Source organism: Variovorax sp. AC194, from assembly GCF_979257995.1.
The window spans coordinates 4,745,720-4,766,511 of sequence record NZ_OZ409823.1 but is presented as its reverse complement, the minus strand read 5'-3'; the positions used below and the strand labels follow the sequence as shown (position 1 = coordinate 4,766,511).

The following is a 20,792-nucleotide window of genomic DNA, read 5'->3' as shown; positions in this document are numbered from 1 at the left end:
AGTGAAAGTCGACGTTCGTATCCTCGATCCGCGCATGGTGGATCAATTGCCCGCGTATGCCACCCCCGGAAGCGCCGGCCTCGACCTGCGGGCCTGCCTCGACGCCCCGATCACGCTGGAGCCCAATGGCTGGCAGCTGGTGGGCACCGGCATCGCGATCCACTTGGCGGACCCGGCGTTCGCGGCGTTGATCCTGCCGCGCTCGGGCCTGGGCCACAAGCATGGCATCGTGCTGGGCAACCTGGTCGGCCTGATCGACAGCGATTACCAGGGCGAGCTCAAGATCAGCGCCTGGAACCGCAGCGACACGCCCTTCGTGCTGCAGCCGATGGAGCGCCTCGCCCAACTGGTGATCGTGCCGGTCGTGCAGGCCCAGTTCCGGGTGGTCACGGAGTTCGAGGCCTCGCAGCGCGGCGAGGGCGGCTACGGCTCCACGGGCAAGCACTGAGCGCCCAAGCTGAAGCGAACCTGAGTAACCGCGAGGTAAGCGAGGGGTAAAGAGCGGAACCCGGCTGACATGGCGTTCTCGAAAGTTTCAGCATGTGTCTTGCGTCATCGCGGCGAAAGCTGTGGCGTTATTCACAGGCAGCGCACTTTTCTCGCGCAGTTTTATTCGAGGAGCCTCTCAACATGAAGATCTCAATGCGCTTCGTATCCGTCACCGCCTCCGTGCTGGCCCTGGCCACGCTCACTGCCTGCGTTGCACCGGCGCCGATTTACCAGACCTCGCGCTACCCGTACCAGGCACCGCCGCAGGCCATCCAGTACCGCGAGGCCGCCTATGTCGAGTACGGCCACGTGGCCAACATCGAGGTGCTGCGCAGCGAAACGGCCGGCACCGGCACCTCCGGCGGCGGTGCTGTCGCAGGTGGCGTCATCGGCGGCGTGGTCGGCAACCAGTTCGGGCGCGGCAACGGCCGCGCGGCGGCCACCGCGCTGGGCATCGTGGGCGGTGCCCTGCTGGGCAACACCATCGAAGCGCAGCAGAACGGGCCGCGTGCCTACGAAAGCTATCGCGTGTCGGTGCAGACCGACCGCGGCGGTTTCCGGGCCTTTGACGTGCAAAGCCCGGGCGACCTGCGCATCGGCGACCGCGTGCGCATCGACAACGGCCAGATTTCGCGCATGTAGGCTGCCCCTGCGGGCACAAGCAAAAAAGCCGGGCACCGCCCGGCTTTTTGACGTCTGCAGTCCTCAGTGCAGCATCTGGTTGCCCGGGGCCATCGGCGGCACCTTGAAGAAGGCCGTACCGGCCGTGCCGCGGCCGACTTCTTCTTCCGTCGCCTCGCGCACCGAGCGCACGGTGATGTCCAGGCGGATCGCGATGCCGGCCAGCGGATGGTTGCCGTCGAGCACCAGGTGGTCGGGATAGACCTCGGCCACGGTGTAGATCGCATCCTTGGGGATGGCGTCGCTCACACCCTTGGGCAGCGCCGAGCCGTCGAAGGTCATGCCTTCTTCCGTGCCCTCGGGAAACAGCGAGCGCGGCTCCAGGAAGAGCAGCTGGTCGTTGAAGTCGCCGAAGCCCTGTTCGGGCTCGACCTGCAGTTGCACACGGGCTCCGGGCTCGTGGCCCTGCAAGGCCGCCTCGATGACGTCGAAGAGATCGTCGCCGCCCACCATGAATTCGACCGGCTCGTCGAGCACGTCCAGCACGTCGCCGAGCGTGTCTTTCATCGTCCAGGTCAAACCGACCACGCATTGTTCAGAGATTTCCATTGCAGAATTCTCCCATGGAGATTACACAACCGCTGCCGTTGCTCGGCGGCCTGAGCGCCGCGCAGTTCATGCGGCGGTACTGGCAGAAAAAGCCGCTGCTGGTCCGCCAGGCCATTCCCGCCATGGTGCCACCGATCGACCGCAGCGCCTTGTTTGCGCTGGCCGAGCGTGAAGAGGTCGAATCGCGCCTCATCCGCCACGGCAAGGCCGGCTGGTCGCTCAAGCACGGCCCGCTGCCAAGGCGTGCCCTGCCGCCCCTGAAGCAACCCGCCTGGACGCTGCTGGTGCAGGGTGTCGACCTGCACCACGAGGGCGTGCACGACCTGCTGCGGCAGTTCCGCTTTCTGCCCGACGCGCGCCTGGACGACCTCATGATCAGCTACGCGAGCGACACCGGCGGCGTCGGCGCGCATTTCGACAGCTACGACGTGTTCCTGCTGCAGGCGCAGGGCCGGCGCCGCTGGTCGATCGGCAAGCAGGGTGACCTCAGCCTGCAGCCGGATGTGCCGCTCAAGATCCTCGAGAACTTCGAGCCCGAAGAAACCTTCGTGCTCGAGCCCGGCGACATGCTCTACCTGCCGCCGAAGTACGCGCATGAAGGCGTCGCGGTGGGCGACGACTGCATGACCTTTTCCATCGGCTTGCGCTCATCCGCCCTGGGCGAGCTCGGCGCCGATCTGCTCGCGCGCATGGCGCAGGCCTATTCGGAAGACCTCGAGGACGCCGGCCCCGCGGAACTGGCCCGCTACCGCGACCCGGCGCAGCCCGCGGTCGACGCGCCGGCCGCGATGCCCGCCGCATTGCAGGACTTCGCGCGCAAGGCCGTCGAGGCCGCGCTGCGCGATCCGGACGCCATCGACCGCGCCCTCGGTGAATCGCTGACCGAGCCCAAGGCGAACATCTGGTTCGACGAAGGCGGCAACATGCCCGGCGCGATGCAGCACGTGGCGCTCGACCGCCGCACGCGCATGCTCTACGACACGCGCCACATCTACATCAACGGCGAGAGCTTCCGCGCAGGCGGTGCCGATGCGACGCTGATGCGAAAACTGGCCGACCAGCGCGCGCTCGGCGCGCGCGAACTGGCGCGGGCCAGCGAAGGCGCACTGGCGCTGCTGGGCGAGTGGTGCGAGGCGGGCTGGGTCCATGCCGGCTGACGACACTTCGCCGCTGCTGCTGGAAGGCCGCTTCGACGGCCGCGAGGCGTTCGGCGAGATCGTGCGCAATGCACTGTCGGCCGCGGCGCGCGAGGGTTGGAAGGAGATCGTCTTCAGCGATCCCGATTTCGCCGACTGGCCCCTGGGCGAGCGCGCCAGCATCGAAGCGCTGCAGGCCTGGTCGGCCAGCGGCCGGCGCTTCGTGCTGCTGGCGCAGCGCTTCGACGTGATCGAGCGCGGCCACGCGCGCTTCGTGCCGTGGCGCCGCATGTGGGACCACATCATCGAATGCCGTGCCACCGGCAAGGCGCCAGGCGCCGAGGTGCCCAGCGCGATCTGGACGCCCGCGTGGTTTGCGCACCGCATCGACCCCGAGCGCAGCCGCGGCGTCTGCGGCGCAGATCCGCGCGCCCGCCGCGAATTGCGCGAGGCCATCGACGAGAGCTGGCGCCTCGCGCGGCCGGCATTTCCGGCATCGACACTCGGCTTGTAAGCCAATGCCGCGAATGCGGCCGCGAGACACATTCAGGCGGAGATGCGGGTCTAGAATTTTTTCGTTCCAGACATTCTTTGCCAAAGGAGTTCTCATGAAGAAGTCGTCGTCCGTCCTGATTGCCTCGTTGATCGCCGCTGCCGCACTCGTTGCCTGCGGCAAGAAAGAAGACGCCGCACCGGCAGTCGTGACCCCGCCGCCCGCGCCCGTGACCGAGCCCGCGGCACCGCCCCCCGCAGCCGCGCCGGCACCTTCCGCAGATCCGGCCGCAAGCGCGCCGTCGCCTGGCGCTTCGTCGGCCCTGGACAACGCGAACGCAGCGACGGAAGCCGCGAAGAAGAACGAAGCACCCAAGCAATAAGCCGGGTCTTCACACAGCAGAAAGCCGCCCCAGGGCGGCTTTTCTACTTGGATCTTTGACAGGTCAGCTGGCGGTCAGACATCCAGCCAGGGCGAGCCCTCGGCGGCGGTGGCGGTAAGCATTTCCGCCTCATGTCCGCCCAGCGCCTCGGCCATCAGGCGCCGCACGATGTCGGGCCGGTTGTTCTGCTCGCTCAGGTGCGCCGCAACCACGTGGCGCAGGCCCTCATGACGAATTGCGCGCGCGATGTCGGCTGCCGCTGAATTCGACAGATGCCCGTAGTTGCCCCCCACGCGCAGCTTGAGGAAGGGCGGATAGGCCGAGCCGGCCAGGAGGTCGCTGTCGTGATTGAACTCGAGCAGCAGCGCATGCACGCCAGCCAGGCGGTTCAGGACGTGCGCGGTGGCGTGCCCGAGATCGGTCAGCACGCCGAGCGTGCGCGCACCGTCGGTGCAGCGCAGCTGCAGCGGCTCGCGCGCATCGTGCGGCACGGTGAAGGGCTGCACGCCGATGTCGCCGACCGCGAATTCCGCATCGTCGCGCGCCAGGTTCAGCCGGCCTTCGAAATCACGTCCGCCCGTGGCGAGCCAGGTGCCTTCGCTCATCCAGACGGGAATGCGGTTGCGCCGCGAGAGCGTGTGGGCGCAGCCGATGTGGTCGCCGTGCTCGTGGGTGATGAAGATCGCGTCGATGTCGGCGGCGGCGAGGCCCGCCAGGGCCAGCCGCTGGTCGAGCTGCCGGATGCCGAAGCCGCAGTCGACCAGGAGCCTGGAGGTGCGGCCGCCGCTGGTCGCTTCGACCAGCGCGGCATTGCCCGTGCTGCCGCTGCCGAGGCTTCGGAAGCGGAGCATGCGGGTTACTTCAGGTCGTCGGCGATGACCTTGACGATGCGCTGCGCGTTGGCCGAGCTTTCGGGCGCGCCGGCTTCATTGAGCACCGAGACGGTGGTCGATTCGCCCTGGCTCTTCACGAGGATGCGGAACTTGATCGGCTTTTCGTCCTTGGACGAGCTGCTGAACAGCTTGCCGAAGAAGCCTTCTTCCTTCTTGTCGGGGTTCGGCGTCACGTAGCGCACGAAGTAGATGCCGGCGCTGCGGTCGCGGTCTTCCACGGTGAAGCCGGTGCGGTCGAGGGCGAGGCCAACGCGGCGCCATGCGCGGTCGAACCCTTCGCTGATCTGCACCACGGGCTGGTTGCCCACGCTGGCGATGGTGGCGGTCTTCGCCGGTGCCGAGGTGGCGGCCAGGATCTTCGACTGCTCTTGCGAGACGCCCAGCTTGACCATCAGGCGGCGCAGGAATTCGGTTTCCAGTTCAGGGTCGCTCGGGCGCGGCTGCCACACGGTCTGGTCCTGGCGCGAGTTGTTGTAGACCTCCTGCATGCCGCGGTGGCTGATGAAGATCTCGGTGCCGTTCGTCGTGCGTTCGATGCGGGTGCGGAAGCGGTCGAGTTCGCCGGTCGAGTAGACCGAGTCGACCAGCTTGCCCAGCGTGCCGCGGATGATGTCCTGCGGCAGCTTGGCGCGGTTCTCGGCCCAGTCGGTTTCCATGATGCCCAGGTTGCGCTGCTCGGTGGTCAAGAGGAACCCGCTTTCCTGCCAGAAGTCCTTCACCGGGTCCCAGAGCTGGTCGGGCGTGCGATTGACGACGATCCAGCGCTGCGTGCCTGCGCGCTCCATGCGCACGTCGCCGATGTTGGAGACGGCGGTGGGAACACCCGGTGCGTTCGCGACGCCGGCCTGGTATGCGTTGGCGGTGACTGCGCCGCCGGGCACTGCGTAGCGGTTGTCGCGCGAGAGCTGCGACAGGTCGGGCGGGACTTCGAGCGTCGGGGCCTTGCCGGCGCTCTTGTAGTCGATCTTGTCGCTCTCGAGCACGGAGCAGGCGGCGAGGCTGGCAACCAGGGTGGCCAGCAGTGCATATCGCGAAAGTTGCGAAAGGTTCTTCAACGTCGTCTTCCTTGTTGGAATGGTTCGGTCAATCTATGGGCCGCAGTGCCCGCCATCTCTGAGCACAGTTCGGGCAAAAGGTTGCTTAACCTTGTTGCGGCCAGGGAAACATCAAATCGCGAGGCGTGTACTGGGAGGGCGCTCAGTCCTTGAGCAAGCCGGTGGCGCGCAGCGCACCCTCGACCGCCGGACGGCTGGCTTCACCGAGTTCGGTGAGCGGCAGGCGCAGGGTGCCACCGCAGAGGCCCAGCCGGGCCATGGCCCACTTGAGCGGAATCGGATTGGGTTCGACGAACAGGTTGCGGTGCAGCGGCATGAGCTCGAACTGGATCTGCATCGCGCGCTTCACGTCGCCGGCAAGCGCCGCCACGCACAGCTCGTGCATCTTGCGCGGCGCGATGTTGGCCGTGACGCTGATGTTGCCCTGGCCGCCGCACAGCATGAGCGCGACGGCGGTCGGGTCGTCGCCCGAATAGACGGCAAAGTTCTTGGGCAGGTCGCGAATGAGCCACTGGGCGCGTTCGATGTTGCCGGTGGCTTCCTTGATGCCGATGATGCCGGGCACTTGCGCCAGGCGCAGCACGGTGTCGTGCGCCATATCGGCGACGGTGCGGCCGGGCACGTTGTACAGCACGACGGGCAGGTCGCCCACGGCCTCGGCGATGGCCTTGAAGTGCTGGTACTGGCCTTCTTGCGTCGGCTTGTTGTAGTAGGGCACGACCTGCAGCTGCGAATCGGCGCCCACGCCCTTGGCGAACTTGGCCAGCTCGATCGCTTCTTTCGTCGAATTGGCGCCGCAGCCGGCCATCACGGGCACGCGGCCCTTGGCTTGCTCGACCGAGACGCGGATGATTTCGCAGTGCTCTTCGACGTCGACCGTCGGCGATTCGCCGGTGGTGCCGACCACGCCGAGGCAGTCGGTGCCTTCGTCGATGTGCCAGTCGATGAGTCGCCGCAGGGCGGGGTAGTCGACACTGCCGTCGTCGTGCATCGGCGTGACGAGCGCGACGATGCTGCCTGTCAGTTGCTCCAAGGGGGAATCTCTTTGTCGGTGGACGAAAGCGCCGATTCTACTTACTCCGGGCCCCGCCAAGACAGCCGGCCCTGTCCCCTCAGTTTCCCTTCAGGAGGGCGCGCAGGGGCTGGCCGGTCACCGGGGCCGACGGGCGGATGGCGGCAATACGCTGCACGAAGCGGGCCGGTTCGGCCAGGAACCCGTCCTCGTAGGCCACCACGCGCAGATCCCGGCAGGCGGCCAGCAGCTCGCCGGGCTGCAGCAGGAAGTCGGCCCGCGACGGCTTGCCCACGGTTTCGTTGCCCGTGGCGAAGGTCTCGTAGAGCAGCACGCCGCCGGGGGCCACGGCGGCCACGATGTCGGCCATGCGGGCGCGCCACAGGTAGTTGGTGACGACCACTGCCCCGAAAGACTGGCCCGAGAAAGGCCAGGGGCCGGATTCGATGTCGGCCATGACGGTCCGGCCGAAGGCGCCTGCTGCCCCAATGGCTTCCGGCGACCGGTCGACGCCCGTCACGGGGTGCCCGCGCCCGGCAAACCACTGCATGTGCCGGCCCGAGCCGCAGGCCACGTCGAGCACGGTCGCATCGGCGGCCAGCAGGTGCGACCAGCGCACGATCCATTCCGAAGGCGCACCCGTTCCGTGCGATGGCGCTGCATCTTTCATGGCAGATCGGCCCGCCTCAGAAGCACGACCACACCTGGTCGACCAGCGTCACGAGAAATTCCGGAGGGGTATAGAGCATGAATACGCCCCCCAGCGCCGCCAGCACGGCCGCGAGCCAGCCGGCGTGGGCGAGGTGGTGGCGCATCTGCGAGGTCATGGTCCGATTGTCCGCAATCAGCCCGGCACCGCCGCCGGTCCGGTCCCGCGGGCGATGGCGTGTTCCTTGACCGGCAGGTTGATCAGCGCCGCGAACACGCCCAGCGCGATCGCGATGTACCAGACGATGTCGTAGCTCCCGGTGGTGTCGTACAGGTAGCCGCCCAGCCACACGCCCAGGAACGAGCCGACCTGGTGGCTCAGGAACACGAAGCCGCTGAGCATCGACAGGTGCGCCACCCCGAAGATGCCCGCCACGATCGCGTTGGTCGCGGGCACGGTCGAGAGCCAGAGGAAGCCCATCGCCGCCGAGAACACGTACACGCTGACCGGCGAGATCGGCACGATCAGGAACAGCGCGATCGACACCGCCCGCGCGAAGTAGATCACCGCGAGGATCTTGCGTTTGGCCAGCGTCTGCCCCAGCAGCCCGACCGTGTAGGTGCCGAACACGTTGAAGAGCCCGATCAGCGCCAGCGCATAGCCGGCCACGTCGGCCGACAGGCTCCGGTCGCGCAGGTACGTCGGCATGTGGATGCCGATGAACGCCAGCTGGAAGCCGCAGACGAAATAGCCCGCCATCAAGAGGCCGAAGCTCGGGTAGCGGAAGGCTTCGCCCACCGCCTGCAGCACCGACTGCTCACGATGGCCGGCCAGTGCCTCGCGCCGCGGTTCGCGCAGGCCGAAGGCCAGCGGCACGATCACCAGCACCAGCACCGCGAGCACCGCCAGCGCGGTCTGCCAACCCAGATGGCCGATCAGGCGCCCCTCGATGGGCGCCATCAGGAACTGGCCGAACGAGCCGGCCGCCGCTGCCACGCCCATCGCCCAGGAGCGCCGCTCGGCCGGAATCTGCCGCCCGATCACGCCGTAGATCACCGCGTAGGTGGTGCCGGCCTGCGCCGCGCCGATCAGCACGCCCGCGCTCAGGGTGAACAGCAGCGGCGTCGGCGAATGCGCCATGCCCAGCAGCCCCAGCCCGTAGAAGATCGCCCCGCCGATCAGCACCCGGAACGCGCCGAACCGGTCGGCCAGCATGCCCGCGAACACACCGAAGATGCCCCACGAGAGGTTCTGGATCGCCAGCGCGAAGGAAAAGGTCTGTCGGCTCCAGTCCTGCGCCTGCGTGATCGGCTGCAGCCAGAGCCCGAAGCCGTGGCGGATGCCCATCGAGAGCGTGACGATCATGGCGCCGCAAAAGAGCACTTGCTTGATCGATAGGGTGGGCGTTGGAGCTTGCATGCCGTCGAATGTAGCCACTTGCGTGCTGCGGCAGGCGGGCGGGCGGCCGAAGCCATTGATGATTTATCGGGGCCGTTTCAATGCGCATCCGGCATCAAAGCGCCTGCTGTATGGGTATCCAGTTGTTTGGTGGCGACTGACTACAATCCGCCCCCATGGCGACTTCCCCCAAGACATCCTCAGATTCCGCTTCCGGCTACTCGGAAGGCTCCATCCGCGTGCTCAAGGGCCTCGAGCCCGTCAAGCAGCGCCCGGGCATGTACACCCGGACCGACAACCCCCTGCACGTCATCCAGGAAGTGCTCGACAACGCCGCCGACGAGGCGCTGGCCGGCCACGGCAAGAAGATCAAGGTCACGCTGCACGCCGACAACTCGGTGAGCATCGAGGACGACGGCCGCGGCATCCCGTTCGGCTTGCACCCCGAAGAAAAGGCCCCGGTGATCGAGCTGGTGTACACCCGCCTGCACGCCGGCGGCAAGTTCGACAAGGGCTCGGGCGGCGCCTACAGCTTCTCGGGCGGCCTGCACGGCGTGGGCGTGTCGGTGACCAATGCGCTGTCCAAGCGGCTCGAAGTCACCACCCACCGCGAAGGTTCGATCGCCAAACTCACCTTCAGCGGCGGCGACGTGATCGAGCCACTCGAGATCCGCAAGCTCGAAGCCGGCGAGCGCAAGCAAGGCACCACGGTGCGCGCCTGGCCCGACGCCAAGTACTTCGAGACCGCCGCGCTCCCGATGAGCGAGCTCACGCACCTCCTGCGCAGCAAGGCCGTGCTGATGCCCGGCGTGAGCGTCACGCTCACGGTCGAGAAGACCAAGGACACGCAGCAGTGGCTCTACAAGGGCGGCCTGAGCGACTACCTCATGCAGACGCTCAACGGCGACCCGGTGATCCCGCTTTTCGAGGGCAGCGGCCATGCCGACAAGAACGCCGACAACTTCGCCGAAGGCGAGGGCGCCGACTGGTGCGTGGCCTTCACCGAAGACGGCCAGCCGGTGCGCGAGAGCTACGTCAACCTGATCCCCACCAGCGCCGGCGGCACGCACGAGAGCGGCCTGCGCGACGGCCTCTTCACCGCCGTGAAGGGCTTCATCGAGCTGCATTCGCTGCTGCCCAAGGGCGTGAAGCTGCTGCCCGAAGACGTGTTCGCGCGGGCTTCGTATGTGCTCAGCGCCAAGGTGCTCGATCCGCAATTCCAGGGCCAGATCAAGGAGCGCCTGAATTCGCGCGACGCGGTGCGGCTGGTGTCCAGCTTCGTGCGCCCCGCGCTGGAGCTCTGGCTCAACCAGCACGTCGACTACGGCAAGAGGCTGGCCGAGCTGGCCATCAAGGCCGCGCAGACCCGCCAGCGCGCCGGCCAGAAGGTCGAGAAGCGCAAGGGCTCCGGCGTGGCCGTGCTGCCCGGCAAGCTGACCGACTGCGAGAGCAAGGACATCAGCCACAACGAAGTCTTCCTGGTCGAGGGCGACTCGGCCGGCGGCAGCGCCAAGATGGGCCGCGACAAGGAAAGCCAGGCCATCCTGCCGTTGCGCGGCAAGGTGCTCAACACCTGGGAAGTGGAGCGCGACCGGCTCTTCGCCAACACCGAAATCCACGACATCTCGGTGGCCGTGGGCGTCGATCCGCACGGCCCGAGCGACACGCCCGACATGAGCGGCCTGCGCTACGGAAAGATCTGCATCCTCTCCGACGCCGACGTGGACGGCTCGCACATCCAGGTGCTGCTGCTCACTTTGTTCTTTCGCCATTTTCCGAAACTCATCGAAACCGGCCACGTGTATGTCGCCAAGCCGCCGCTGTTCCGCGTCGATGCGCCCGCGCGCGGCAAGAAGCCGGCCTCCAAGGTCTACGCGCTCGACGAGGGCGAACTCACCGCCACGCTCGACAAGCTGCGTAAAGACGGCGTGCGCGAAGGCGCCTGGAGCATCAGCCGCTTCAAGGGCCTGGGCGAGATGAGCGCGGAACAATTGTGGGAAACCACGCTCAATCCCGATACCCGGCGCCTGATGAAGGTCCAGCTGGGACGCTTCGACTTCACATCCACCCAGGGCGAGATCACCAAGCTCATGGGCAAGGGCGAAGCGGCCGCCCGGCGCGAGCTGATGGAACTGCGCGCCGACGACGTCGATATCGACGTCTGATTTCCCGGACCCGAGGCATTCTTCACGACAGGGCATGAACAGGCACCAGATCATCTGCGGTTCGTTGGCATGGGCTTGCGCCGCGGGCGCGATCCTCATGGTGGCGCGCGCCCATCCGGTGGTCACGCCGCCGGACATGCTCTTTGCCGGCCTCGTTGTCCTGCTGGCAGTGCTGTTCGTCTGGATGGGCTGGTGGGACGACGCGGCCAACGACGGCCCCGAACCCAGCTGGCTGGAGCGCGCCGTGGCCACCGGGTGGCTGTGGATGCGCCGGATCGTCTGCTGGACCGCGGCCGCCGCCTTTCTCGCGGTCGCCGTGAGGCTGCTCGCCGATGGCATCGAAGTGCGGCAGGTGCCGTTCTTCCTCGCCGCGGTGATGCTGGGCGTGCTGCTGATCTGGGTCGGCCTGAAGGGCACGGGGCGCGTGCGCAGCCTGAGCGACGACGCCGCGGTCCACGCCGGGCGCCGCAAGCGCTACGGCTGGTGGTTCTGAGGCAAGGGCCCGCATCGCCATGACACGCTGGCTTCGTCCGTTCCTCCTGTGTGCGGCCCTCGTGCTGTCGCAGCAGGGCGCGCACGCCGCTGACATCTACGGCTACATCGACAGCAAGGGCGTCGCGCACTTCGCCTCCGAGAAGATCGACGAGCGTTACCAGATCTTCTTTCGCGGCGGCCAGAGCTTCGACACGGCGCAGGGCATCTCCCCGCTCGGGCGCAACGGCCGCAAGATCGACGGCAAGGTGCCGCCCGCGTCGCAGACCCTGCTCGCGCTCTTCGAAGCCTCGCCCAGCTACAAGACCGCCAAGTCGGCATTGCGCGATGCGTCGAACAAGCATTCGATCGACTACGAACTGCTGCAGGCGCTGATCGCCACCGAATCGGGCTTCGACGCGCAGGCCGTCTCGCCCAAGGGCGCGATGGGCCTCATGCAGCTCATGCCCGCGACCGCGCAGCGCTACGGCGTCGCGGCGGACAAGCGCAGCACCATCGAGAAAAAGCTGTTCGACCCGCGCATCAACATCGCCGCGGGTTCGCGGTACCTGCGCGACCTGATCGCGATGTTCCCGGGGCAGATCGAACTCGCGCTCGCCGCCTACAACGCGGGAGAGGGCGCGGTGCAGCGCGCGGGCAACAAGATCCCGAACTACAAGGAAACGCAGAACTACGTGCAGACCGTGCTGCAGCTGTACGCCTACCTCAAGCCCTCGGTGGCAACGGGCGGCGGCGGCGCGCGCGGCGGCAAGACGCCGGGGCGCATCCGCATGGAGCTGGTGGTGCCCAAGGGCGGGGCGCTGGGCCGTGGCAACATGCCGCCCGATTCGCCCGGCGGCATGCCCGCGATGCCAGACATTCCCGAGCAACCGCAGGTGCCGGCCGGCGCGGTCGAGCCGCCCGTGTCCTGAAGAGGAGCCAGCCATGCACCGTCGAAGCTTCGTCCTCGCGACCGCCGCCTGCGCGGTGGGCGGCGCCGCGCGCGCCCAGCATGCGGCCACGCACGACACGCTGCCGGCAGCGCCTTCGTCGAAGGAACCCTACGCGCGATTGCAAGGCGGCGTGCCGCACCACATGACGCCCGAGCAGGAATCGCAGCGCGTCACCGACAGCCCCGCGCCGGCCGGCCCGCAAGGCCGCTGGATGGCGCGCGCCGCCTTGCCGATCCCGCGCAGCGAAATGGCCTGGGCGACCGCCGCGATGGGCCGCATGCACGTGGTCGGCGGCTACGGCGAAGGCGCGGTCAACCGCGACTACCACCACATCTACGACCCGAAGGCCGACCGCTGGCTCGACGGCGCGCCGCTGCCGCGCGGCGCCAACCACGTCGCGGTGACGGCCGAGGACGGTCGCGTCTACGCGCTCGGCGGCTTCGTCGAGCAGAACCGCCGCTCGGACACCAACGCCTTCGTCTACGACATCGCCGCCAACCGCTGGAGCGCGATTGCGCCGTTGCCGCGCCCGCGCGGCGCGGCAGCCGCGGTGATGCTCGGCGGCGCGCTGCACCTGATCGGCGGCGCTTCGGAGCCCGCGGCCGAGCGCGCGAGCGTCGGCTGGCACGAGGTGTACGACCCCAAGGCCGACCGCTGGACGGCACGCAAGCCGCTGCCCGGCGCGCGCGACCACGTGGGCTGCGTCTCGCACGGCAACCAGATCCACGTGATCGGCGGGCGCTTCAACACCTTCGAATACAACACCGACCTGCACCACGTCTACCTGCCCACGCGCGACACCTGGGAGCTGCGCGCGCCGCTGCCCACCGCGCGCTCGGGCCATGGCCTCGTGGTGTACCGGGGCCGCTTCTTCGCCATGGGCGGGGAGGGGGGCTTCCTCGTGGGCGGCGTGCCGCGCCAGGCCAAGGTGTTCGGCCAGATGGAAAGCTACGATCCCGTGGACGACACCTGGCAGCGCCATGCCCCGATGACCACGCCGCGCCATGCCGTGGGCGCCGCGGTGATCGGCGACTTCATCTACGTGGCCGGCGGCGGCGCGGTGCTCGGCGGTGCCGTGCAGTCCGCGGTGCACGAGGCTTTCACATTGGGCTGAGCGCGAACGAAGCGCACGGCCTGCAGCAACTGTTTTTCTTTCTCTCTTCTTCATGGACGACTCCCAACCTCCGCTCGATCTCGCCGGTCCCACCGACGGCGACACCACCCTCACGCTGGCCGACTACGCACAGACCGCCTACCTCGAATACGCGCTCAGCGTGGTCAAGGGCCGCGCGCTGCCCGATGTGTCCGACGGCCAGAAGCCGGTGCAGCGGCGCATCCTGTACTCGATGTCGCGCATGGGCCTCGGCTTCGGCGGCACCAACGGCACCGTGGGCGCCAAGCCCGTCAAGAGCGCGCGCGTGGTCGGCGACGTGCTCGGCCGCTTCCACCCGCACAGCGACCAGGCCGCCTACGACGCGCTGGTGCGCATGGCGCAGGACTTCTCGCAGCGCTATCCGCTGGTCGACGGCCAGGGCAACTTCGGCAGCCGCGACGGCGACGGCGCCGCGGCCATGCGCTACACCGAGGCGCGCCTCGCGCGCATCACCAGCCTCCTGCTCGACGAGATCGACGAAGGCACGGTCGACTTCATTCCCAACTACGACGGCAGCACCGAGGAGCCGCGCCTCCTGCCCGCGCGGCTGCCCTTCACGCTGCTCAACGGCGCGAGCGGCATCGCCGTGGGCCTGGCCACCGAAATCCCGAGCCACAACCTGCGCGAGATCGCCGACGCGTGCGTGGCGCTCATCAAGTCGAACGGCAAGCTGAGCGAAGAAGAGCTCCTGGCCATCGTGCCCGGCCCCGACTACCCGGGCGGCGCGCAGATCATCAGCGGCGCGAGCGACATCGCCGACGCCTACCGCACCGGCCGCGGCTCGCTCAAGGTGCGCGCGCGCTGGAAGATCGAAGACCTCGCGCGCGGCCAGTGGCAGCTCGTGGTGAACGAGCTGCCGCCCGGCGTGAGCACGCAGAAGGTGCTCGAAGAGATCGAGGAAATCACCAACCCGAAGGTCAAGGCCGGCAAGAAGGCGCTCTCGGCCGACCAGACGCAACTGAAGGCCGCGATGCTCTCGGTGCTGGACGTGGTGCGCGACGAATCGAGCAAGGACGCCGCCGTGCGCCTGGTGTTCGAGCCCAAGACGTCCCGCATCAGCCAGGAAGAATTCATCACCACGCTGCTCGCGCAGACCTCGCTGGAGACCTCCTCGTCGATCAACCTGACGATGGTGGGCATCGACGGCAAGCCCACGCAGAAGTCGCTGCGCCAGATGCTCAACGAGTGGATCGCGTTCCGCGAGATCACCGTCGAGAAGCGCTCGCGGCATCGGCTGAACAAGGTGCTCGAGCGCATCCACATCCTCGAAGGCCGGCAGCTGGTGCTGCTGAACATCGATGAGGTGATCGCGATCATCCGCGCGGCGGAAGATCCAAAGGCGGCGCTCATCGCGCGCTTCAACCTCAGCGAACGGCAGGCCGAGGACATCCTTGAAATCCGCCTGCGCCAACTCGCGCGGCTCGAAGCCATCAAGATCGAGCAGGAACTCAAGGGCCTGCGCGAAGAGCAAAAGAAGCTCGAAGACATCCTGGGCAGCCCGGCCACGCTGCGCCGCCTGCTGATCAAGGAAATCGAATCCGATGCCAAGACCTTCGAAGACCCGCGCCGCACCCTGATCCAGGCCGAGAAGCGCGCCGTGGCCGAGGTGAAGGTGGTCGACGAGCCCGTGACCGTGATCGTGTCGCAGAAGGGCTGGGTCCGCGCGCAGAAGGGCTGGGCCAGCGAGAAGGCCGGTGCGAACGGCGGCAGCGGTTCTGCAACGCCCGAGTACAGCTTCAAGTCCGGCGACGCGCTCTACGGCGCCTTCGAGTGCCGCAGCGTCGACACGCTGCTGGTCTTCGGCTCCTCCAAGGACAAGTCGGTGCGCGTCTACACGGTGCCCGTGGCGTCGCTGCCCGGCGCGCGCGGCGACGGGCAACCGGTCACCACGCTCATCGAGCTCGATGCCGGCACGCACGTCACGCACTTCTTCGCGGGCCCGGTGGGCGCGAGCGTGCTGCTGGCCAACACCGGCGGCTACGGTTTCATCGCGACGGTGGAGAACATGATGTCGCGCCAGCGCGGCGGCAAGGCCTTCATCGACGTGGGCGAGGGCGAGCAGCTGTGCCGCCCGTCGCTCGTGGGCGGCGCGAGCGGCGCCGAGCCGATGCCCGCGGCCACGCACGTGGCCTGCGCCTCGACCGGCGGCCGCATCCTGACCTTCGACATCGCCGAGCTCAAGAGCCTGCCCAAGGGCGGCCGCGGCCTCACGCTGATCGACCTGGAACCCAAGGACACCCTGGCGGGCGCCGCGGCCTACACGCGCAGCGTGAAGATCGAAGGCATCGGCCGCGGCGGCAAGGAGCGCGACGAGACGCTGGAGATCCGCACCCTGAACAACGCGCGCGGCACCCGTGCGCGCAAGGGCAAGGCGGCCGACCTGGGCTTCAAGCCGGCCAGCATCGTGCGGGTGTTGTGATGGGCGGCATCGACATCAGCGTCATCGGCCTTTTCATCGCGGTGGTGACCGGCCTCGCCAGCTTCCTGGTGGGCCGGCACTTCCGGATGAAGCGCGCGGCCAAGCGGCGCGAGAAGGACCGCGCCGCGGCGCAGGCCATCGAGACGCGGCAGGTGCGCCGGGCGCGCGAGCGGCGCGAAAACGGCAAGTAAGTAGGGGAGGGGGCGCGCAGGCAGCGGCTAGCGCAGCCCCTGCCACCACCGCGTGTTCGTCCGCGCCTGCCCCACCGTCACCACCTCGCCGATCACCGGCGTCGCCAGCTCGATCTTCCTGGCCTCCGTGAGGCTCGCGATGCGGTCCAGCGGGTCGTGCCAGGTGTGGAACGAGAGGTCGAAGGTGCTGTTGTGCACCGAGAAGAACACCTTGCCGCGCAGGTCCTCGAAGGCCTGCACGCTCTGCTCGGGCGTCATGTGCACGCCGGGCCAGTAGGCGTCGTAGGCGCCGTTTTCCATCAGCGCCAGGTCGAAGCCGCCGAAGCGCTCGCCGATCTGCTTGAAGCCCTGGAAGTACCCAGAGTCGCCGCTGTAGAAGATGCGCTGCTCGCCGCTTTGCACCACCCATGAGGCCCACAGCGTGCGGCCGCGGTCCGAGAGCGTGCGGCCCGAGAAATGCTGGGCCGGCGTGGCGGTGAGCTTCACGCCGTCGTGCTCGGCGTCCTGCCACCAGTCCAGCTCGGTCACGCGCTCGGCCGGCACGCCCATCACCACCAGCCGCGAGCGCACGCCCAGCGGCACGAAGTAGCGCTTGACGCTTTTCGAGAGGTATTCGATGGTCGCCACATCCAGGTGGTCGTAGTGGTCGTGCGAGAGGATCACGCCTTCGATGGGCGGCAACTGCTCCAGCGTGAGCGGCGGCTTGTGAAAGCGCTTCGGGCCGGCCCACTGCACGGGCGACGCGCGCTCGCTGAAGACGGGGTCGATCAGCCAGTACTTGCCGCGCAGCTTGAGCAGGTGCGACGAGTGCCCCAGCCGCACCACGTGGTTGGCCTTGGCGTCGAGCGCGTCCAGGTCCTTGGCGCTGATTTCGCGCACGGGAATCGCATCGACCGGCACCGTGTCGACCTTGCTGCCGACGATGAAGCGCGACCAGATGCGCCAGGCGCTGGCCGAGGGTTTCTCGTCGGGGTTGGCCATGTTCTGGAACACGCCGTCGCGGAACTGCGGCGAGTTCTCGTAGCGGGTCTCTCCGCCGCCGGCGGCGCTGCACCCCGCGACGAAGGCGCAGCCGGCCGCGGCGAGCGCCGTGCCCCGGCGCAGGAGTTGGGGCAGGTAGGACCCCTGCGAAGCCGAATCGTCAGCCATGGGAAGAACCTCTGGACGTGTGTTTGTGTTGGGGGCGAGACTATCCCGGGCGCATGTTTCAATGGTTTCAGCGACAGAAACATTCGGCCGGCAGGGGGATTCGCGGCCGGGCGCACCGAGCCCGCCGCGCCCGCTCCTATGCCATGCGCTCTATGGCATGCCGCGCGCCACCCCGGCACACTCGGGCCCTTCATGGCCATGAGAAGGCGATACACATGAGCGGCAACCGCTATCCCATCATCTACGTGCGTGGCTACGCCATGACCGAATCGGAGCGCGACGAGACCGCGGCCGACCCGTTCTGCGGCTTCAACATCGGCTCCACGGTCTACCGCGCCACCGTCAAGAAAGACGCGCCTGCGCAGAAGTTCGTCTTCGAGTCGCCGGTGGTGCGCCTGCTGGCCGATTTCCAGTACCAGAGCGTCTACCAGAACGGCCTCGACATCCTGGACGACGACTGGAAGCCCTCGCCCGACGAGACCGGCAAGGACGTGGACGGCATCCCCTCGGCCTCGGTCATCATCTATCGCTACTACGACACCGGCTCGGAGCTTCTGGGCGACGGCAAGTCGCGCAACATCAAGTTCTACGCGCAGGGGCTGAGCAAGCTGATCCTGCGGGTGCGCGACCTCGTGGCGCAGCGCGAAGGGGCGGCCGCCGCACCGGGTTTTCGCTGCTACCTCGTGGCGCATTCGATGGGCGGGCTGGTGGTGCGCGCCTTCCTGCAGAACCCGGCGCTGGGCGACCCCGCCGCGCGCGCCTGCGTCGACAAGGTGTTCACCTATGCCACGCCGCACAACGGCATCGACATGGGCGGCGTCAACATCCCGGCCTGGCTCACGGCCAACGAGATGAACACCTTCAACCGCGAGAAGATGTCCGAGTTCCTCGCCACGCCGGCCGTCAACGGCCGCATGGACTACCTCCCGGCCACCGCCTTTCCGGCCGAGCGAGTCTTCTGCATGGTCGGCTCCAACCGCGGCGACTACGAGACCGCCAAGGGGCTCTCGCGCATGTTCGCGGGCCATGGCAGCGACGGGCTGGTGCGCATCGAGAACGCCTCGCTCTGGTCCATCGACGCGAACAAGAAGACGCAGCCCGTGGCCACCGCCTACGCCTTTCGTTCGCACTCGGGCTACTTCGGCATCGTCAACTCCGAGGAGGCCTACCAGAACCTCGTGCGCTTTCTCTTCGGCGACGTGCGGGTGGACCTGTGGTTCGACGTCGACGGCGTGACCCTGCCGCCCGATCTCCCCAAGGACGCCGACATCGATGCGCTCTACCAAGTCGAGCTCCTGGCCGCGCCACGCGGCAAGCGCTGGTACCTGAGCCGCCGCGTGGCCGAGGAAGACTCGCCCGCCTGCCGCACGCACAAGGAGCTGACCGATCCGAAGACGATCGAGCGGCGCTCGATCTATCTCTCGACCGTGTTCCTCGCCAACAAGGCCCGCGTCAACCAGGACCGCCCGACGCTCGCCTACGCCATGACGCTGGGCGTGCGCGTGCCCGACTACCAGGTGAACAAGAAGTTCTGGCTCGACGGGCATTACGAAGGCAGCTCGCTCTTTCGCGACACGCTCGTCATCGAGATCGCGCCGCCCCAGGCGGGCGACGCGGCGCAGAACTGGAACGTCAAGTACGGCTGGCAGACCGACACCGCGGGACAGGCGTCGCTGCCGATGAGCCCCAAGCAGCTGGCCGGCGGCAAGCAGCAGTTCATCGTGCCGCTCTCCAGCCTGGGCGCCGGGCCGGGGGCGCCCGGCATCACGGGCAAGGTGCGGCTGGAAGTGAGCGCCTGGAGCTGAGACCTTGGCCGGTGCGGATGGCCCCACAATCGCACCTCACATGCATTACCTCCTCTTCATCGGCGCCTTCGTCTTCTTCGCCTTCATGGCGCCGCTCAAGCTCACGATCGCGGTCTGTGCGCTGGTGCTGTTCGTGACGGTGGTGGTGAAGATCTCGGCGCAGGTGGTGGCGGGCGTGTCGCCGAGCCTGGGCGAATCCTTCAAGTCGGTCTTCTACGCATCTCTCTTCGTGGCGCTGGCCCTGCTGGCCTACATGAGCTTCTTCGCCGCGGCAGGCATTCACCACGTGAACGGCACGCCGGCGCTGCTGGCGATGGCGGCGCTGTTCGTGGCCTACACACTGGGCTTCCAGATCGGCATCGGCACCTCGTTCGGTGCCAGCGCGGTCGTCGCCCTCATCTCCACGCTCTTGTCCGGCGCCATCCTCTGGTCGGTCAGGGGCCTTGCCTTCTGACGCCATGACAACTGCGGTTCTGGTCATCGATGTGCAGCGCCGCCTTTGCGACGACCCGCCGCGACCGCACGAGGCGCACGAAACCATCGAGCGCATCAACGCGCTCACCGCGCGCGCCCGCGCGGCCGGCGTGCCGGTGGCCTTCATCCAGCACGAGAACGCGGTCGACCTGGAATTCGATTCCGAACGCTGGCAGCTCGCCGATGCGCTCGAGGTCGATGCGGCCGACACGAAGATCCGCAAGACCACGCCCGATTCCTTCCTGCGCACGCCGCTGGAGGCATGGCTCATGGGGCAGGGCGTGCGGCGCGTGGTGATCTGCGGCTACTCGTCGGAGTTCTGCGTGGACACCACCGCCCGCCGCGCCGCGGCGCTCGGCTACGAGGTGGTGCTCGCGGCCGATGCGCACACCTCGCACGACAAGCCGCATGCCACCGGCGCGTTCATCCGCGCGCACCACAACGCGACGCTCGCGGACATCACGAGTTTCGGCGTGCGCATCGGCGCCATCGACAGCGCACGGATCGCATTCGGCGACTGACCCTCAGGGCATGCGCCCGGTAGCCAGCGCGTGGGCCCAGTCCGGCCGCCCGTTCTCCTGCGCCAGTCGTGCCATCGCCGTGTGGTCGTACGGAACGGAGATCAGCCTGGCGCTCCAGTCGCCGTCGCGCTGCTCGACGATTGCATAGCGCGCATTCGGCGAGCCGGTTTCGACGGCGTGCGGATGGGGATGGATGTCGTCGTAAGCCGGCAGGCCGACGCTGCCCGGGTTGACGATCAGCGGCCCGCCGGAGGCACGCGCCACACGCGGGATATGCGTGTGACCGCAGGCGATCAACGCCGCATCGACCTCGCCGGTCCGCGCATCGATCTCCGCCTGCGTGGCCGCGCGGAAGTCATCGGGCTCGACGGTCTCCAGGAAGTATTCGAGATCGCTCGCCGGCGTGCCGTGGCACAGCATCACCTCCGCGCTCAAGCGGTGCGTGTGCGCGAGCGATGCGATCCACGCGAACTCCTTTGCGCCGAGGCGCGCATGCGCGAATGCGTCGGATGCGCCGCGCCGGTCCGCAGGCACGGTGAGCAGCTGGCGCTCATGGTTGCCCGCAAGCTGAACCCAGTCCTGCGCCATCAGGAACCGCGCGGTCTCCAGCGGCATCAATGGACCGGAGAGGCTGTCGCCCAGGTTGACGATGGCGTCCGCGCCGCGGCGCTCGATGTCCTCGACCACGGCTTCGAGTGCGGGGAGGTTGCCGTGAATGTCCGAGACGATGGCGATGCGCATCGGCCGACTCTAA

At 68.0% G+C, this 20,792-nt stretch carries 23 protein-coding genes; 14 read left to right on the top strand and 9 right to left on the bottom strand.

The window, feature by feature from the left end:
- Position 1: 1 nt before the first annotated feature.
- On the top strand, positions 2–448 hold the full coding sequence (dut, locus tag ACZYRS_RS22635) for a dUTP diphosphatase (RefSeq protein ID WP_306877456.1): 447 nt from the start codon (positions 2–4) through the stop codon (positions 446–448).
- 182 nt (positions 449–630) lie between these two features.
- Positions 631–1,131: a glycine zipper 2TM domain-containing protein gene (locus tag ACZYRS_RS22630; protein ID WP_198789483.1), complete on the top strand. Its 501-nt coding sequence runs from the start codon at positions 631–633 to the stop codon at positions 1,129–1,131.
- A gap of 63 nt (positions 1,132–1,194) precedes the next feature.
- Here the strand turns inward: ACZYRS_RS22630 and ACZYRS_RS22625 are convergent, their stop codons facing one another.
- Positions 1,195–1,719, bottom strand: coding sequence for an FKBP-type peptidyl-prolyl cis-trans isomerase (locus tag ACZYRS_RS22625; RefSeq protein ID WP_198789484.1), 525 nt, complete (start codon positions 1,717–1,719; stop codon positions 1,195–1,197).
- A gap of 14 nt (positions 1,720–1,733) precedes the next feature.
- Here ACZYRS_RS22625 and ACZYRS_RS22620 point away from each other — a divergent pair, with 14 nt between their 5' ends.
- The 3 genes from ACZYRS_RS22620 (at position 1,734) to ACZYRS_RS22610 (ending at position 3,730) form a co-directional block, all read left to right on the top strand.
- On the top strand, positions 1,734–2,876 hold the full coding sequence (locus ACZYRS_RS22620) for a JmjC domain-containing protein (RefSeq protein WP_463421060.1): 1,143 nt from the start codon (positions 1,734–1,736) through the stop codon (positions 2,874–2,876).
- The gene (locus ACZYRS_RS22615) at positions 2,866–3,369 is read left to right on the top strand and encodes a hypothetical protein (RefSeq protein WP_463421059.1); all 504 of its coding nucleotides are present in this window, start codon (positions 2,866–2,868) and stop codon (positions 3,367–3,369) included. Before ACZYRS_RS22620 ends, ACZYRS_RS22615 begins: the two co-directional genes overlap by 11 nt.
- Before the next feature lie 94 nt (positions 3,370–3,463).
- Positions 3,464–3,730, top strand: a complete 267-nt coding sequence (locus ACZYRS_RS22610) for a hypothetical protein (protein WP_198789487.1) — start codon at positions 3,464–3,466, stop codon at positions 3,728–3,730.
- A 74-nt stretch (positions 3,731–3,804) separates the two neighbouring features.
- Here the strand turns inward: ACZYRS_RS22610 and ACZYRS_RS22605 are convergent, their stop codons facing one another.
- From ACZYRS_RS22605 to ACZYRS_RS22580, 6 genes are all read right to left on the bottom strand, one after another.
- A complete protein-coding gene (locus tag ACZYRS_RS22605; protein ID WP_198789488.1) occupies positions 3,805–4,581 on the bottom strand; it encodes an MBL fold metallo-hydrolase in 777 nt (258 codons plus the stop codon).
- 5 nt (positions 4,582–4,586) lie between these two features.
- Positions 4,587–5,678: an outer membrane protein assembly factor BamC gene (bamC, locus tag ACZYRS_RS22600; protein ID WP_198789489.1), complete on the bottom strand. Its 1,092-nt coding sequence runs from the start codon at positions 5,676–5,678 to the stop codon at positions 4,587–4,589.
- 142 nt (positions 5,679–5,820) lie between these two features.
- The gene (gene dapA, locus ACZYRS_RS22595; RefSeq protein WP_443083382.1) at positions 5,821–6,747 is read right to left on the bottom strand and encodes a 4-hydroxy-tetrahydrodipicolinate synthase; all 927 of its coding nucleotides are present in this window, start codon (positions 6,745–6,747) and stop codon (positions 5,821–5,823) included.
- Between the two features lie 43 nt (positions 6,748–6,790).
- Entirely contained in the window at positions 6,791–7,360 is a 570-nt protein-coding gene (locus ACZYRS_RS22590) for a class I SAM-dependent methyltransferase (protein ID WP_463421058.1), read from the bottom strand.
- 16 nt (positions 7,361–7,376) lie between these two features.
- The gene (locus ACZYRS_RS22585) at positions 7,377–7,517 is read right to left on the bottom strand and encodes a hypothetical protein (RefSeq protein ID WP_463421057.1); all 141 of its coding nucleotides are present in this window, start codon (positions 7,515–7,517) and stop codon (positions 7,377–7,379) included.
- A 17-nt stretch (positions 7,518–7,534) separates the two neighbouring features.
- A complete protein-coding gene (locus ACZYRS_RS22580; RefSeq protein WP_463421056.1) occupies positions 7,535–8,758 on the bottom strand; it encodes an MFS transporter in 1,224 nt (407 codons plus the stop codon).
- 155 nt (positions 8,759–8,913) lie between these two features.
- Between ACZYRS_RS22580 and ACZYRS_RS22575 the strand changes: the two genes are divergently transcribed.
- From ACZYRS_RS22575 to ACZYRS_RS22550, 6 genes are read left to right on the top strand one after another with little or no spacing between them, the layout of a single operon-like run.
- Entirely contained in the window at positions 8,914–10,902 is a 1,989-nt protein-coding gene (locus ACZYRS_RS22575; protein ID WP_463421055.1) for a DNA topoisomerase IV subunit B, read from the top strand.
- 34 nt (positions 10,903–10,936) lie between these two features.
- Positions 10,937–11,395 (top strand): hypothetical protein, encoded by a 459-nt coding sequence (locus ACZYRS_RS22570; protein WP_198789495.1) that lies wholly within the window; start codon positions 10,937–10,939, stop codon positions 11,393–11,395.
- A gap of 19 nt (positions 11,396–11,414) precedes the next feature.
- A complete protein-coding gene (locus tag ACZYRS_RS22565) occupies positions 11,415–12,305 on the top strand; it encodes a lytic transglycosylase domain-containing protein (protein ID WP_198789496.1) in 891 nt (296 codons plus the stop codon).
- Positions 12,306–12,318: 13 nt separating this feature from the next.
- Positions 12,319–13,440, top strand: coding sequence for a Kelch repeat-containing protein (locus tag ACZYRS_RS22560; protein WP_463421054.1), 1,122 nt, complete (start codon positions 12,319–12,321; stop codon positions 13,438–13,440).
- Between the two features lie 52 nt (positions 13,441–13,492).
- On the top strand, positions 13,493–15,898 hold the full coding sequence (parC, locus tag ACZYRS_RS22555; RefSeq protein ID WP_463421053.1) for a DNA topoisomerase IV subunit A: 2,406 nt from the start codon (positions 13,493–13,495) through the stop codon (positions 15,896–15,898).
- Positions 15,898–16,089 (top strand): hypothetical protein, encoded by a 192-nt coding sequence (locus tag ACZYRS_RS22550; protein WP_463421052.1) that lies wholly within the window; start codon positions 15,898–15,900, stop codon positions 16,087–16,089. The genes parC and ACZYRS_RS22550 overlap by 1 nt, the downstream gene beginning before the upstream one ends.
- Positions 16,090–16,116: 27 nt before the next feature.
- Here ACZYRS_RS22550 and ACZYRS_RS22545 read toward each other — a convergent pair whose 3' ends face one another.
- Positions 16,117–17,238: an MBL fold metallo-hydrolase gene (locus ACZYRS_RS22545; protein ID WP_198789500.1), complete on the bottom strand. Its 1,122-nt coding sequence runs from the start codon at positions 17,236–17,238 to the stop codon at positions 16,117–16,119.
- Positions 17,239–17,453: 215 nt separating this feature from the next.
- Here ACZYRS_RS22545 and ACZYRS_RS22540 point away from each other — a divergent pair, with 215 nt between their 5' ends.
- The 3 genes from ACZYRS_RS22540 to ACZYRS_RS22530 are packed head-to-tail and all read left to right on the top strand — an operon-like array spanning position 17,454 to position 20,038.
- Complete coding sequence (locus tag ACZYRS_RS22540; protein ID WP_463421051.1) at positions 17,454–19,043, top strand: esterase/lipase family protein; 1,590 nt, start codon at positions 17,454–17,456, stop codon at positions 19,041–19,043.
- A 40-nt stretch (positions 19,044–19,083) separates the two neighbouring features.
- Entirely contained in the window at positions 19,084–19,497 is a 414-nt protein-coding gene (locus tag ACZYRS_RS22535) for a hypothetical protein (protein ID WP_463421050.1), read from the top strand.
- Positions 19,498–19,501: 4 nt separating this feature from the next.
- A complete protein-coding gene (locus ACZYRS_RS22530; RefSeq protein WP_463421049.1) occupies positions 19,502–20,038 on the top strand; it encodes a cysteine hydrolase family protein in 537 nt (178 codons plus the stop codon).
- 3 nt (positions 20,039–20,041) lie between these two features.
- Here the strand turns inward: ACZYRS_RS22530 and ACZYRS_RS22525 are convergent, their stop codons facing one another.
- Positions 20,042–20,779 (bottom strand): metallophosphoesterase family protein, encoded by a 738-nt coding sequence (locus ACZYRS_RS22525; RefSeq protein ID WP_463421048.1) that lies wholly within the window; start codon positions 20,777–20,779, stop codon positions 20,042–20,044.
- Positions 20,780–20,792: the final 13 nt, after the last annotated feature.